The 13,961-nt window shown below is 54.4% G+C and carries 11 protein-coding genes; 9 read left to right on the top strand and 2 right to left on the bottom strand.

Translation table 11 applies throughout. The annotated features are described in order from the left end of the window. The first annotated feature begins 15 nt into the window (after positions 1 to 15). Positions 16 to 1,218 carry an FprA family A-type flavoprotein gene (locus ACZ5EH_RS05085; protein ID WP_464277051.1) on the top strand — a complete coding sequence of 401 codons (1,203 nt, stop codon included), beginning with the start codon at positions 16 to 18 and terminating at the stop codon, positions 1,216 to 1,218. Positions 1,219 to 1,302: 84 nt separating this feature from the next. On the opposite strand, the gene ACZ5EH_RS05080 is transcribed toward ACZ5EH_RS05085, so the two are convergent. Beyond that, positions 1,303 to 3,318 carry a methyl-accepting chemotaxis protein gene (locus tag ACZ5EH_RS05080; RefSeq protein ID WP_464277050.1) on the bottom strand — a complete coding sequence of 672 codons (2,016 nt, stop codon included), beginning with the start codon at positions 3,316 to 3,318 and terminating at the stop codon, positions 1,303 to 1,305. A gap of 253 nt (positions 3,319 to 3,571) precedes the next feature. Between ACZ5EH_RS05080 and ACZ5EH_RS05075 the strand changes: the two genes are divergently transcribed. The 3 genes from ACZ5EH_RS05075 to ACZ5EH_RS05065 all read left to right on the top strand — a co-directional run bounded on the left by ACZ5EH_RS05075 (position 3,572) and on the right by ACZ5EH_RS05065 (position 5,631). Then, positions 3,572 to 4,477: an ABC transporter ATP-binding protein gene (locus ACZ5EH_RS05075; protein ID WP_464277049.1), complete on the top strand. Its 906-nt coding sequence runs from the start codon at positions 3,572 to 3,574 to the stop codon at positions 4,475 to 4,477. After that, on the top strand, positions 4,474 to 5,265 hold the full coding sequence (locus tag ACZ5EH_RS05070; RefSeq protein WP_464277048.1) for an ABC transporter permease: 792 nt from the start codon (positions 4,474 to 4,476) through the stop codon (positions 5,263 to 5,265). The genes ACZ5EH_RS05075 and ACZ5EH_RS05070 overlap by 4 nt, the downstream gene beginning before the upstream one ends. Positions 5,266 to 5,418: 153 nt before the next feature. Next, entirely contained in the window at positions 5,419 to 5,631 is a 213-nt protein-coding gene (locus ACZ5EH_RS05065) for a hypothetical protein (protein WP_464277047.1), read from the top strand. 133 nt (positions 5,632 to 5,764) lie between these two features. Here ACZ5EH_RS05065 and ACZ5EH_RS05060 read toward each other — a convergent pair whose 3' ends face one another. After that, on the bottom strand, positions 5,765 to 6,265 hold the full coding sequence (locus ACZ5EH_RS05060; protein ID WP_464277046.1) for a Spy/CpxP family protein refolding chaperone: 501 nt from the start codon (positions 6,263 to 6,265) through the stop codon (positions 5,765 to 5,767). A 271-nt stretch (positions 6,266 to 6,536) separates the two neighbouring features. Between ACZ5EH_RS05060 and ACZ5EH_RS05055 the strand changes: the two genes are divergently transcribed. From ACZ5EH_RS05055 to ACZ5EH_RS05035, 5 genes are all read left to right on the top strand, one after another. Next, positions 6,537 to 8,444, top strand: coding sequence for an ATP-binding protein (locus tag ACZ5EH_RS05055; RefSeq protein WP_464277045.1), 1,908 nt, complete (start codon positions 6,537 to 6,539; stop codon positions 8,442 to 8,444). Then, positions 8,441 to 9,790, top strand: a complete 1,350-nt coding sequence (locus ACZ5EH_RS05050; protein ID WP_464277044.1) for a sigma-54-dependent transcriptional regulator — start codon at positions 8,441 to 8,443, stop codon at positions 9,788 to 9,790. Before ACZ5EH_RS05055 ends, ACZ5EH_RS05050 begins: the two co-directional genes overlap by 4 nt. 101 nt (positions 9,791 to 9,891) lie before the next feature. After that, positions 9,892 to 11,625 (top strand): PAS domain-containing sensor histidine kinase, encoded by a 1,734-nt coding sequence (locus ACZ5EH_RS05045; RefSeq protein WP_464277043.1) that lies wholly within the window; start codon positions 9,892 to 9,894, stop codon positions 11,623 to 11,625. 232 nt (positions 11,626 to 11,857) lie between these two features. Further along, positions 11,858 to 13,558: a sensor domain-containing diguanylate cyclase gene (locus tag ACZ5EH_RS05040; RefSeq protein WP_464277042.1), complete on the top strand. Its 1,701-nt coding sequence runs from the start codon at positions 11,858 to 11,860 to the stop codon at positions 13,556 to 13,558. Positions 13,559 to 13,597: 39 nt separating this feature from the next. After that, entirely contained in the window at positions 13,598 to 13,960 is a 363-nt protein-coding gene (locus tag ACZ5EH_RS05035; RefSeq protein ID WP_464277041.1) for a molybdenum cofactor biosynthesis protein MoaE, read from the top strand. Position 13,961: the final 1 nt, after the last annotated feature.

Genomic DNA, 13,961 nt, shown 5'->3' with positions numbered 1-13,961 from the left:
CACGAGAGATAGCTTATGAAGCCTTTGGAAATTAAGAAAGACATCTACTGGGTGGGCTCGGTGGACTGGATGAGCCGTGACTTCCACGGGTATTCCCGCTCCCCTGAGGGTACCACCTACAACGCGTACCTGGTCATCGACGAGAAGGTAACTCTCTTCGATACCGTTAAGGCCGAACACAAGGGCGATCTGCTGTGCCGCATCGCCAACGTGATCGATCCGGGCAAGATCGACTATATCGTCGTCAACCACCTGGAGCCGGATCATGCCGGTAGCCTGCCGGCTCTTATCGAGCGCTGCAATCCGGAAAAGATATTCTGTTCGCCCATGGGCGAAAGGGCCATGAAAGCTCACTTTCACTACGAGGACTGGCCTGTCCAGGTGGTGAAAGGGGGCGATTCCATCAGCCTGGGCAAGCGGGATGTACACTTTGTGGAAACCCGCATGTTGCACTGGCCTGACAGCATGTTTTCCTACATTCCTCAGGACAAGGTGCTGATAAGCAACGACGCCTTTGGTCAGAATATCGCCAGCACGGAGCGGTATGCGGACGAGATCCCGCGCCCCATGCTGGATGACGTCATGCGCCACTACTACGCAAACATCGTGTTGCCGTTCTCGCCCATCGTGCTCAAAACGTTGGACCAGGTGACCGAGATGAAGCTGGAAGTGGACGTTATCTGTCCCGACCATGGCTTGATGTTCCGCGGTGACGATGTGGGCTATGCCCTGGAGAGCTACCGCAAGTTTGCCGAGCAAAAGCCCGACAACAAGGCCGTCATTTTCTATGACACCATGTGGCACAGCACCGAAACCATGGCCAAGGCCGTGGCCCAGGGGCTGGAAGAAGAAGCCGTTAGTGTGAAGATCATGGGGCTGAAGGCAAACCATCACAGCCGTGTTATGACGGAGATTCATAATGCTGCTGCTGTGTTGGTCGGTTCCCCCACGCACAATAACGGCATCATGCCCAATGTGGCGAAGATGCTCACCTACATGAAGGGGCTCAAGCCTCAGAACAAGGTGGGCGCTGCTTTCGGCTCTTTTGGCTGGAGCGGTGAATCCGTTAAGATCATCAGCGAATGGCTCCAGGCCATGCATGTGGAGCTTGTGGGCGACCCCGTGAAGGTCAAGCATGTGCCCACACATGACGACCTGGCTACCTGCCATGCCCTTGGCAAGCAGGTGGGGCAGGCCGTAAAGGCAAAGCTGGGCTAAGCCCAGTCCCTATAGCTGCAAAAGAACAAGGCCGGCCGTCTGTGAGACGGTCGGCCTTTTTTTTGCTCTGGCGAGTTCTGTAGATCAGGCGTTTGCTTCGGACTTCAAATCCTCCAGCAACTGGCGCATGGCCAGTGCCTGACGCGAAAGATCTTCCACAGCCGCGGCGGACTCGGACATGCTGCGGGCGGTATCTGCTGCAATGTTGTTGATGGCGTCAACACTGCGGTTTATTTCCTCGGCCGTGCTGGACTGCTCTTCCGCAGCTGTCGCGATACTCGAGATCATGGACGATGCGTCTTCCGCCATGTTCACGATTTCTCCCAGCAGCCCACCGGCGGCTTGGGCAAGTTCGATTGTCGTGTCCAAGGCGGTTTCGGCCTTTTCGCGCTTTTCCGACGTGGTATGCACGGAATCCTGAATGCCCCTGATGGCTGTGCCAACTTCTTTTGTTGCGCTCATGGTTTTTTCCGCCAGCTTGCGCACTTCATCGGCCACCACGGCAAAACCACGGCCCGCCTCGCCTGCGCGAGCAGCTTCTATGGCGGCGTTCAAGGCCAGCAGGTTGGTCTGGTCTGCAATGTCGTTGATGACGCTAATGACCTGCCCGATGTTGTTTGCCTTATCCGCAAGATCGTTCATGACCATGGACAATTCGGCGGTATTGCCTTGCACTTCCATGATGGACTCAATGGTCTTCGCCACAACGTCCTTGCCCTCCAGGGCCTTGTGTCTGTTTTGTTCTGCGTTTTCGGCTGCACTGCCTGAATTGCGGGCTATTTCAATGACCGTGGCGCTCATTTCTTCCATGGCTGTAGCTGTTTCGCCTGCGCGGTCACTTTGCTCATTAGTGCCATTGCTTATCTGTTCCGCCTGGGCGGAAAGTTCCTGGGTGGCAGTGGTGGTCTGCTCTATCATGGATTCCAGCCTGTTGGCTGCTTGCAGCATCCCTTCACTTTTGGCGTTTTCTGCCTGGCGTTTGGCCTCTTCCGCCTCTTGCTTGGCGCGTAGCGCCTGCTGCGTTTGGTGCTCGGCCTGTTCGCTGCTTTTTTGGGCCTCAAGCATTTTTTCTTTAAGACTGGCAACCATTTTTTGCAGCGAATCATTCATGGAGGCCAGCTCTCCACTGAACGAGCCTTTGACGGAGGCATCGAGGTCGCCTTGCCCCACTGTCAGGGTGTAGTCGCGTATTCTTTTGACCGGACCAACGATGGAGCGCGTGATGACCAGCGCCAGGACCACAGCCAAGACAATGCCTATGCCGCTGAAAAGCATTGTAGTTCTCAAGGATTCCCGAGTATTTGTCTGCAGTGTTTTGAAAAGGTCGCTCACAAAATCATCGGCGCCTTGAAAACCATCGCCGCCTTCCTCGACAATCTCCATGGCCTTGTCCAATTGCTCTGCAGTCTGATGAAAGCTTTCTCGAGAAGCAAAGGTAGTGACAGATGACTCGATGAGGGTAGTCGCGCTGTCCACCACGCTTTTCTTCATGGCAGCGAGTTCAGAAGGAAACTCGACCAGTGCAAGTTCTTGCCCCAAAGCAAGCGCTTCCTTCAGGACAGGCTCTTCGCCGTAGGCGGCAAAATCGTTGGCTGCCATGGCGTAAGACCAAACAAGATGCACAACGGTTGCGGGGAGGTCGGCCTTGATGCAGGCTTCTGCAAATGTCGCCACATTGCCGTCTAGGGTTTCCATTTGAGCCATGGAAATCGCATGCGATTTAAAGAGCGTTTCACCCTGATTGACCAGTTGTTCAAATAGATCTTTTATATTTTGCAACTTGTCGCCAGGAACGAGTTGCGAATGTTCCAGGGAAACGATGGTTTCTGCAAAGCCATCTTGGGCACTTTCAAACCTGGCGTGGGCAACAGCGAGCTTTTCCTCTTCCATTGCTGCAGCGCCCGTCAATACACTCCAAATGATGTGTAGGTAGTTGATGCGTGATTCCATGGCGCCATCAGATGCGTCAATTGCGCGGGACATCTGGTTTTCAGTAAAATTATTCATTTTGCTGTTGCCGAGATATGACTGAAAGGTGAGGATGAGCAGTATTATTGTCAGCGCACTGAAACCAAAAAATAATTTACCGCTGATACTCATAAAGTCCTCCTGAAATAGCGGGTAAATGCCCGTTTGTTTTGAAAATTTTTTAACATGGTGAAAGAATAACCGGTGGAAGTCGAGTGTTTTCCTGGTGAGGTACCCCATGAGGCACTTTCTGAGTGGCGTTTTCGTTAACGTACCTGTTATAATTTCATGAATATTCGGGTATGGTGACTATTGCTTTTTGCAGTGTTTTTGAATGATTCTTGCGATTAGAACTGGGATACAAGGAAATTGTGAGACTGACGGCATGAACATAGTCCGTGTGGAAAAGGCGCAGAAGCGGTTCGGCAGCGTGGAAGCCGTGCGCTCCCTTAGCTTCACCGTTGGCGAGGGAGAATACTTTGCCTTGCTCGGGCCCAATGGTGCTGGCAAAACATCCATGATTCGAATGTTATACGGATTTTCACCCATTACATCGGGGAGTATTTCCGTTTTCGGGCTGGATGTGGCGACATCGTGGCGGGACATTCGCTCCAGGATTGGGGTGTGCCAGCAGGACAATACCCTTGATCCAGACCTCACCGTTGAGCAGAATCTCATGCTGTTTGCGAGTTATTTCTCCATATCCAAAGCCATTGCCAGAAAACGCTGCGAGGAGTTGCTGGATTTCTTCGCCCTTGTCCATAAACGGGGGGCAAAAGTCATGGAGCTTTCAGGGGGGATGGCTCGCCGGCTGATGCTGGCGCGGGCGCTCATCTCGCAGCCGGAGCTCCTGATTCTGGACGAGCCCACAACCGGTCTGGACCCGCAATCACGCCACCAGATGTGGGAGCGCTTGCGTCATCTGAAGGGGAAAGGCCTTACACTGCTGCTGACCACACATTACATGGAGGAAGCCGAGTCACTCTGCGACAGGCTGATAATCATGGATCACGGGGAAATTCTTGTGGAAGGCGCCCCCCGTAAACTCATTGAGGAGCATGTTGGTGGGGCGGTCATAGAAATAGAAGCGCCGGACAAAGAGGTTCTGGAGTTTCTGCAGCAGCACACGCTAAAGCATGAAACACTGGAGCAACGGGTGGTTGTTTACGCCGTGGACGCCGCACTGCAGCAAACCGTGCGGGAGCGGTTCTGCAACAAGGCCTGCACATTCAGACCGGCAACCCTGGAGGACGTCTTCCTTCGGTTGACCGGCAGGGAGCTGCGCGAATGAAATCTGTACGCGCCAATGCGCTTTCCTGGAGATTCTTGTACGTTTGGCGTCGCAACCTGGTTACCTATCGCCGCATTTGGAAGGTCAACTTCCTGGTGCCGCTTCTGGAGCCCGGCTTCTATATTCTGGCTTTTGGTCTGGGTTTTTCCGGTTTGGTGGGGGGCGTTGCCTACGCAGGGGAAAAACTCAGCTACGTGGATTTTATGGCGCCCGCCCTGGTGGCCACGGCCGTAATGTGGAACAGTTTTTTCGAGACCACATACGCTTCGTTCGTGCGCATGTATTATCAAAAGACCTTTGACGCCATTCTGGCAACGCCCGTTTCTCTGGAAGAGATAGTGATTGCAGAAATATGCTGGGCTGCCACCAAGGCTGCCGGTGCTGTCGCCGTGATGCTGCTGGTGCTCATGCCCTTGGGATTCGTAGCCTTTCCCACGGGGCTCTGGTGCGTGCCATTGGCTTTTGTCGCGGGCCTAGGCTTTGGCGCCGTGGGAATGTTCTTTACCGGCATCATTCCCTCCATAGACATGTTCAATCTTCCAATCTTTTTATTCATAACGCCTATGTTCTTGTTTTCAGGAACTTTTTTCCCGGTATCAGGCATAGGGGACTGGGCCGGCCTGATCTCGCTGCTGTTTCCGCTTTACCATCTGGTGGAGTTGACTCGCTGGGCCTCTCTGGGATTCATGGAATCGAGTGCCTGGCTCAATGTGGGGTATCTCATCATTTTTACGTTGGTTTTTGGCTGGCTGGCTCTGTGGGCCATGCGGCGACGCCTTGTGGTGTAGCCGTCTTCTGTTTCGCCCCCGCAATAAAAAGCAAAACCGGGAAGGATGGCTCCTTCCCGGATATGATTATCGGCGGTTGTGCACCGTCGTTAGTGACTGTTTTGCGTGAAGCTGTTGCTGACGCGTCTTAGCGCTGGCTGTTTAGTAGGTATAGTGTCTTGGTTGCCAGCCGGAGGTGTTTCCCTGTTGGCCGTAGCCACCCTGACCACCGTGGTAGCCGCCATGGCCACCGTAACCGCCGTGACCTCCGTGGCCGGAGGAATGCCACATTCCACTGAAAGGGGCGTATCCGCCAAAGCCACGGCCACAGGCCCCCAGCAAAAACATGACGAGCAGCAACAGGAGGACGATGTTGATGATGCGTGAAGTCATGTGTGCCTCCTCGTTGTTTGTGTTGCGTTGCAGCAGCACGTTGTAAAATTCAAAAATGGGTAAGTATGCTTGGCAAGTGAGAAAGGGGAGGTATGCGCCTCCCCTTTCTTTCTGGTTTAATCAGGGATTACCAGCGTCCGCAACGGCTGCCGCGAGAACCACGGGGACCATTGTCATCTGTATTGTAGGCGGGGCAATTGCCGGGGCCGTAGCCCTTTTGGCCGTAGCCACCATGGCCAGGACCGAAACCGCGTCCACCACGGCCGCCCAGGCAGGAGCCAGGACCGGCGAATTCGTTCACGCCCAGTTCTTCAGCCTTGGCAATAATCTGATTGCGAGTCTCGTTCATGCTCTCGGCCAGAGCACGGGCCGCCTTGGCGTCAGGATTGTCGGAGCGCATGATGGCGCGCAATTCTACACGGTCTGCAAAGAGCTTTTCACGCAGGGGCTTGGTGGCGTCAAAAAACTTGTCAAATTCTGCTTTTTGGTCAGCTGTCCATTCCTGCTGCACAGCGCCGGGACCATTGCCAGGACCGCCGCCAGGGCAGCCACCGCGGTAAGCAAATGCTTGGGAGGACACGAGTGCAACGACCAGGGCCAGCATGGCGATTCCGATATACTTTTTCATGGCTTCTCTCCTTGTTGCAAGGGTGTTTTTTTACCAATGTGGAAGTCTGGTGTTTTCCTTGCATTTGCCAAGGTAAAGGCAAGGGCCGTGCCAGAATGAAAATAATCGCATAAAAGTATTTTATTTCAAGCTGTTGAGCTTGAAGCGCAAGGAAAGAAGTCGGAAATTATCATGCGGGTTCCTTGTCCGATATGTAAAGAAATTATACACTGAACAACGCGAGCGTATAAAAAGTTAACACGCTCCCATGTAACTATCTGGGGACAAGAATATGGTGTTTCGAAAATCTCCCTCCAATAATCGCCTGGACGTGTATGCCTCCCCCTTTGTGGTTGTAGGCGTGGCAGCCATTTTGGCCGTTATCGTCCTGGCCATGTCCTTTTATAACGTGAACAGGGAACGGGCGTTTGTCTCTACAGTACTTACGGAAAAGGGCGCGATGCTTATCAGGTCTTTTGAGGCGGGCGCCAGGGTCGGCATGATGGCGCGCACAGATCCAGAGACGCGTATACAGGTACTTACGGAACAATTCGCCATGTTGCCGGGCATTGAAAGCATAACCCTGACCAATATGGACGGCGTGGTGCGGGCCAGCAGCGATACTGGCTCAATAGGTCAGGATTTCATGGCAGAGGGCGCTTTTTCCGGGTTGCAGGCAGACGAAAATCTTAAATGGAAGGTGACCACGGCTGCAGACGGCACGCGCACATTTTGGGTGTACAAATTGTTTACACCCCTTGTTCCGCCTAGGGGGCGTTCGGATTTGCGCTCTCGCTTTGAACATAATGGAGAACGTATAGAAGAACATGGCGAAGGGCACGGCATGGGGCGACATGGTCGCGGCATACCAGGCGACCGGTCTGATCGGATGCGGCGTAACTGGCAGCGTTTCTGTACGATGATGGGCGAGCCGCAGCAGTCGGACGAGGTGCCGCACCCGGCGGTCTTGCTGGTGGGCATGGATGTTAAGCCATTTGAGGAAGCCCGCGCCCAGGACGTGCGCACAACCGTCATATTGGCGGCAACGCTTCTGGCCTTGGGGTTGGGGGGCGTCATCGCCCTGTATTGGTCACAACGGTTGCGGGCCTCTCGCAAGCAACTGCTGGACGCTCGTGCATTCTCGGGTGAAGTGGTTACGCACATGCCCATAGGCCTTGTGGCCATGGACCCCGAAGGGCGCGTGACCATGGTCAACCACGTGGCAGAGAGCGTGTTGGGCGCTGAGTGTGGTGTTGCGCCGGGAGAACGCTTTGAAACCTGCCTGCCGCCTGAGCTGGTGGCAGCGCTGGAACGTGTGCGCACTGGGGAAGAAATCGTGGACGCCAAGCTCAGGATAAAACAGGGGGCAAACGGGACCCTGCCCTTGAGCATCAGCGGCACCATGATCAGTACGGAAGACGGTGACGACGCCGGCGCCATTCTGCTGCTGCGCGACTTGCGCGAGATCGAGCGGTTGGAGGATGCCGTGCGCAGGGCGGAGAAACTTGCCGCCATCGGTAGTCTGGCAGGGGGCGTTGCCCATGAAATCAGAAATCCCCTGAGTTCCATCAAGGCCTCGGCAACCTATTTCGGTTCGCATTTCGAGGAGGGCAGTGACGGTAAGCGCATGGCTGAAATAATGGTGCAGGAAGTGGAGCGGCTGAACCGGGCCGTAACGCAATTGCTTGAATACGCGCGCCCCTCTGAATTGAACAGGGTCAAAACGTCGCTGCCGGCCCTGGCAGAGCGCTCCCTGGAGCTTGTCCGGCGGGATGCTGCGGCAAAAGGCGTGGACGTGATGCTGGACGCCACTGATGCGCCCCCTGTTGTATGGCTGGACCAGGATCGCATTACCCAGGCGCTTTTGAACCTGTACATCAACGCGATTCAGGCCATGGAAGAGGGGGGCAAGCTTGAGGTGAGCATAGATACGACATCAAAGGGGGATGCGCGCATACAGGTGGCAGACAATGGACCCGGGCTGCCCACCGATGTGCTTAAGCGCGTTTTCGACCCCTATTACACCACCAAATCGCGTGGCGCCGGTCTGGGGTTGGCCATTGTCCAGAAAATAGTGGAAGCCCATGGCGGCGGTGTGGAGGCAAGCAGCGCTCCAGGCAAAGGGGCGGTGTTCCTTCTTACATTGCCCCTTGGTGATGGCCAGCAGAAGCAGACCGATGGGGAAGGCGAGGCAATATGAAAAAACCAAGCATTCTTATTGTAGATGACGATAAAGGGCATCTCGATACGCTTTCCATTCTGGTCAAAGGATGGGGGTACGAGGTCTCTGGTGCAGCGGACGGCGCCCAGGCCGTGGAGATGGTCACGGAGCGCGCCTGGGATGCCGTTCTCATGGACGTACGCATGGCGGTCATGGACGGCATCGAAGCGCTGGGGCGCATCAAGGCCTATAATCCTGCCGTGCCCGTATTGATAATGACGGCGTACTCCTCAGTGGATACCGCTGTGGAGGCGCTCAAGGCAGGGGCGTATGACTACCTCACCAAACCCCTGGACTTTGACGAATTGAAGCTGACTTTGGGGCGCGCCCTGGACCATACCCGGCTCGAAGCTGAGAACAGGGAATTGCGCAAACGTCTGCCCAAGGATTTCTCCCCTACGGAAATCATTGGCAAAAGCGAACCCATGCACAAGCTGGTGGAGATGATCGGTATGGTGGCGCCTACCGAAGCCACGGTGCTCATCACGGGCGATTCGGGCTCTGGTAAGGAGCTGGTGGCCAAGGCGGTGCATTATAACAGCCCGCGCAAGAACGTTCCCCTGGTGACGGTGAACTGCGCCGCCCTTACTGAGACATTGCTGGAAAGCGAGCTGTTTGGTCATGAAAAGGGCGCTTTTACAGGTGCGGACAGACGCAGGGAAGGGCGTTTCGTTCAAGCGGACAAGGGCGCCATTTTTCTGGATGAGGTCGGCGAATTGCCGCTTTCCATGCAGGCCAAGCTGCTGCGGGTTTTGCAGGAGCGTGAAGTGCAGCGCGTTGGCAGTGATACGCCGATAAAGGTGGATGTGCGTATTATTGCCGCCACCAATCGCGACCTTAAGGAAGAGGTGCAACAAGGGACGTTCAGAGAGGACTTGTTCTATCGGCTGAATGTGGTTTCTTTGCGCGTGCCCCCTTTGCGGGAGCGCAGGGAAGATGTGCCGCTTTTGGCGCAGCATTTTCTCTCGCGATTTGCAGAAAAGAACAAAAAGCCCCTGAAAGGATTTACGCCACAGGCCATGGACATGATGCTCAAGCACGAGTGGCCCGGCAATGTCAGAGAGCTGGAAAATGCTGTGGAGCGAGCTGTTATCCTCTCACTGGGGGATTACATAAGCGAGAACGAATTGCCGCTGGTGGTTGCGGAAAGCGAGGGCGTATCTCGTATGGAACCGGCAGGGGGGCGCAGCCTGGAAGAGATAGAGCGCGAAGCTATCCTGGCCACTCTGGAGCAAACAGGCGGCAACAAGAGTGAAGCCGCAAAATTACTCAATATCTCCAGAGTAACGTTGCATAACAAATTGAAAAAATACGGTGTGGAATAGGGCGGGGCCTAAACTGTCTGTAGGGCAAGGCTTGAGGAATGACCTGATGTTGGCTATTTTGAATAATCCCTTGGTGCAAGCAAACGGAAGAACGTATTTTGATGGATTGGCTAACGAGGCTTGAAAAGCCTCACCCTCTTGCCGGATTGGTAAGCCGGCGCCTTCATTGGCTCTGCTGCATCGCTGCAGGGTGCGCTCTCACTCTTTGGCCTGCAGCGGCGCGGGCTGCTCAGTCACCGGGCGAACAATCGTTTTCGGCTTTGATCATCCTTCTGATTGGCATTGGCGTAGTGGCCCTTTCCTTGCTGGGGTGGCTGCTCTACAGGGCCGGGCGCAAGCAGACCGACCTTGTGGGCTCGCTGGCTCAGGAAACAGCAGGAAAGGAGCACCTGGCCGCTGAGCTGGAGCTTTTCAGGCTGGCCGTGGAGCAGAGCCCAGCTTCCATTGTCATTACCAACACCGACGGGACCATAGAATACGTCAACCCGCGCTTTTGCGAGACCTCAGGCTATACCGCCGAAGAAGTGCTTGGTGGCAATCCGCGCATTTTGAAGTCGGGCGGTCTGTCCAAGGAATATTACGAGACAATGTGGCAGACCCTGGCAAAGGGACATACCTGGCGCGGTGAATTCGTCAACAAGCGTAAATCCGGAGAGGAATACTGGGAGTCGGCTTCCATCTCCCCTGCCTGCGACAGTGCAGGGAACACCAGCCACTATGTCGCCGTGAAGGAAGACATCACCCTCAGAAAGCAGATGCAGGACGAACTCTTGCGCAAGACCACACTGTTGCAGGCCACTTTGGACAACATGCAGCATGGTATTTTAATGGTCGATGCTGGAGGAAAAGTTCTGGCTTCCAACAGGCAATTGCAGGAAATGCTGCAGTTCAGGCCCGGGCTTCTTGCTTCTGGCCCCGATTTCAGCGTGCTGGTGGAGGAGTGGGCCAGCATGTACGGCCAGGATGAGCGCATTAAGAAAAAAGTCATCGAATCTGCGCAAAAAAGTGAATCCAGCTCTTTTGAACTGGAATTGAAGGCAGGGCTCTTTATCGAGGTGCGGCACAATCCACTGGAGGGGGGCGGTTTCATCCGCACGTTTACCGACATTACATCCCGCAAGCAGGCGGAATCCTTACGCGAGGACATGGATCGTATCGCACGTCACGACCTGAAAACACCGCTCACAGGCATAATAGGCGTGCCCCAGTTGTTGCAAAGCGACGACAACCTCACCGACCTGCAGCGCGACCTGCTGAAGGATGTGCGCGAAAGCGGTTTGCGCATGCTGCGCATGGTGAATCTTTCCCTGGACCTGTATAAGATTGAGAGCGGTCTGTATGAGGTTTGCCCACAACCTGTGAATCTGGGCGCCTTGCTGCAGGACATTTTGCGTGAATCCAGGTCGCTTTTGGAATCCACCGAAGTCAGCGTGGAGATTTCCCATGACGGTGGACCATATGATGAAACAACTCCCTGTTTGGCATGGGGGGAGGAGCTGCTCTGCTATAGCATGCTGGCAAACATTGTGCGTAACGCCATAGAAGCCTCTGCCCAAGGAGGGGTGGTGCGTATTGCCTATAGCGGAGGTAACGGGGATAATGTTGTCAGCATCGCTGTCCATAACGAAGGCGTGGTGCCGGAAGGCATCCGCGACAATTTTTTTGATAAATACGTGACTTCAGGCAAATTGCACGGCACTGGCCTTGGTACGTATTCAGCCAGAATCATGGCAGAAGTGCAGGGCGGCAAAATTGCTATGCGAAGTTCTCAGACCGAAGGCACCACCATCACCATAACGCTTCCCGGGGTGCCGGAAAACATGGGAGCGTTATGATGCCGCGTTCGCACGTTAAAAATATCATAAGGCAGTTTATCCCCCGTTTTCTGGTTATTGCGATCGTACTCATCATTACGGCGGGGGCCCTCATTTGGGTAGAGACTTCAAATCATCTCCGCTCGTTAGAAATAAGCTGGAGCTGGTAACATCCAGAACACGGGTATTGCAGACGCAGGCTGGCCTCTATATTGGAAATGTCGCCTTTCTGGCGGACCAGGCCAGCAGGATATTGAACGCGGAAACTGCGGGCTTTGCGCAGATTATTCTGGAAGACCTGTTTTTCAGCTTCATGCATCGGCATAAAGGGTTTGATCAGGTCCGTTTTTTGGACAAAAAAGGTATGGAAGTTTCCCGCTTCGACGATACCGATGAAGGGCCACGCCTGACTTTTGCCGATGCCTTGCAAAACAAAAGCGATCGACCGTATTTTCAAAAAGCCATTCAGCTTGGCATTGGCGGCGTTTATATCAGTTCCATGAATTTGAACCAAGACAATGGCGGTATTGAAAGGCCCTTCAATCCCATCCTTCGCCTTGCCGCGCCGACGTTTGATACGGACTACAGCCGCACCGGGGTGGTTGTATTGAACCTCAAGGCTGGGCCCATGCTGGATGCCCTCACCAGGGAGCTTACTGAAGGGACATTGCTCATGACGAATGACGCCGGCGACTGGATTATTGGCCCTACCAGAGATGTGGAGTGGGGCATGTCCCTTCCTGACCGCAAAAACAAGGGGTTGCCGGCCTTGTACCCCAATGCCTGGAAAAAGATTCAGGAAGACCGCTCCGGGCAATTCACAACCTCCGAAGGACTGTTCACATTCCACCGTGTGAACCCGCTGGATGTCACCATCATCGAACGGGGCGACAAAGGGGTTGCTGCGGAGGAATGGATACTTTTGAGCAGGGTTGCGCCATCGGAACTCATACCGGGATGGTTGTCCCGGGCGTATATGGCGCTCACGGCTGCTTTGCTCATAATGGGCGTGGTGACCTGGTTCTGGAGCAAGGCAAGAAGCGCCGCGTTGGAAGCGGAAGCCGCTTCTTATGATAACATGAAAAAAAACATGACCATGAGCGAGGTGTCCCTGGACGCCTTGATAATGATTGATGATACGGGAAAAGTGCAGTTTTGGAATAAGGCGGCGGAGAAAATGTTCGGATATCCTGAACAGGAGAGCCTGGGAAGAAACATCCACGAACTGATAGTCGATGACAGCCTCCTGGAGAAAGCCAACCGTGGCCTGGAAATGTTTGCCAGGACAGGACAAGGTAAACTTATCGGCAGGATACCAGAGTTTCGGGCGCAGCGACGTGATGGGAGCTCTCTTGATGTGGAATTGTCTGTAGCCTCCTTTGAAGTGAACGGAAAATGGTACGCCGTGGGTAGTATCCGTGACATCAGCGAGCGTAAGGAAACAGAACAAAAACTCAAGATGTTGGCCTCCACCGATGCGCTGACCGGGCTTCCCAACAGGCGGCAGTTCATGGATATGGCTGCAAAGGAACATTCACGAAGCACCAGAACAGGCAACTGGGTCAGCATTGTGATGATTGATATCGATCATTTCAAACGGATTAATGACACCTGGGGGCACTCGGTTGGAGATGAGGCCTTGAAACTGTTCGCAGCAACAGGAATGAAACAGATAAGAGCACAGGATTTGTTTGCCCGACTGGGTGGTGAAGAGTTTGCACTGCTGTTGCCGGAAACCGACAGCGAGCAGGCTCTATTTGCAGCGGAACGCCTGCGTGTCGCCGTTGAAGGCGATGTTCTTGACATACAGGGCCAAAAGGCGAACTTCACCATCAGTTTAGGGGTTGCCTCTTCTAAGGGAGGGGCAATGAATGTGGAGGCGTTGCTGCAAAAAGCCGACGCCGCCCTTTATAAGGCAAAGGAAGCAGGACGTAACAGAGTCGAATCCGGCTGAAAATACACCCCTGACGCATGGGGATAGAAGGAGAACATCATGGATGTAAGTGCAATTATTAATAAACTCAAGCAGGAACCTGGCTTCGTAGAAAACGTGGGCATGGTTCTGGCGCACAATGGCGTGGTCAGGGGCTGGTCCAGAGACGGGCACAAAAGCGTGTCAAGCGTTGAAGTCTTTCCGGACAAGGCTCTCATCGAAGAACTGCGTAAGGAATACGAGCAAAAGCCGGGTATTTTCCGTGTTGTTGTGGAAGCGGCGGAAGGCGAGCTGCGCCCTGGTGATGATCTGCTTGTCATCGTTGTCGCTGGCGACCTGCGGGAAAACGTAAAACCCGTGCTTGCTGAACTGCTGGACAGAATCAAGGCCGAGGCTGTTAAAAAACGTGAAGCCATCAGTTGAG

This window comes from Desulfovibrio biadhensis, assembly GCF_055388615.1.
Note: the sequence above shows the minus strand (reverse complement) of the source record. Positions and strands in the feature narration are given on the sequence as shown.

Excerpts from the sequence above, each read along its gene's own strand:
- ACZ5EH_RS05060 (WP_464277046.1), bottom strand. The coding sequence starts at position 6,265 with ATGAAAAAGTATATCGGAATCGCCATGCTGGCCCTGGTCGTTGCACTC.
- ACZ5EH_RS05070 (WP_464277048.1), top strand. The coding sequence starts at position 4,474 with ATGAAATCTGTACGCGCCAATGCGCTTTCCTGGAGATTCTTGTACGTT.
- ACZ5EH_RS05035 (WP_464277041.1), top strand. The coding sequence starts at position 13,598 with ATGGATGTAAGTGCAATTATTAATAAACTCAAGCAGGAACCTGGCTTC.
- ACZ5EH_RS05085 (WP_464277051.1), top strand. The coding sequence starts at position 16 with ATGAAGCCTTTGGAAATTAAGAAAGACATCTACTGGGTGGGCTCGGTG.
- ACZ5EH_RS05045 (WP_464277043.1), top strand. The coding sequence starts at position 9,892 with ATGGATTGGCTAACGAGGCTTGAAAAGCCTCACCCTCTTGCCGGATTG.
- ACZ5EH_RS05075 (WP_464277049.1), top strand. The coding sequence starts at position 3,572 with ATGAACATAGTCCGTGTGGAAAAGGCGCAGAAGCGGTTCGGCAGCGTG.
- ACZ5EH_RS05080 (WP_464277050.1), bottom strand. The coding sequence starts at position 3,318 with ATGAGTATCAGCGGTAAATTATTTTTTGGTTTCAGTGCGCTGACAATA.
- ACZ5EH_RS05055 (WP_464277045.1), top strand. The coding sequence starts at position 6,537 with ATGGTGTTTCGAAAATCTCCCTCCAATAATCGCCTGGACGTGTATGCC.
- ACZ5EH_RS05050 (WP_464277044.1), top strand. The coding sequence starts at position 8,441 with ATGAAAAAACCAAGCATTCTTATTGTAGATGACGATAAAGGGCATCTC.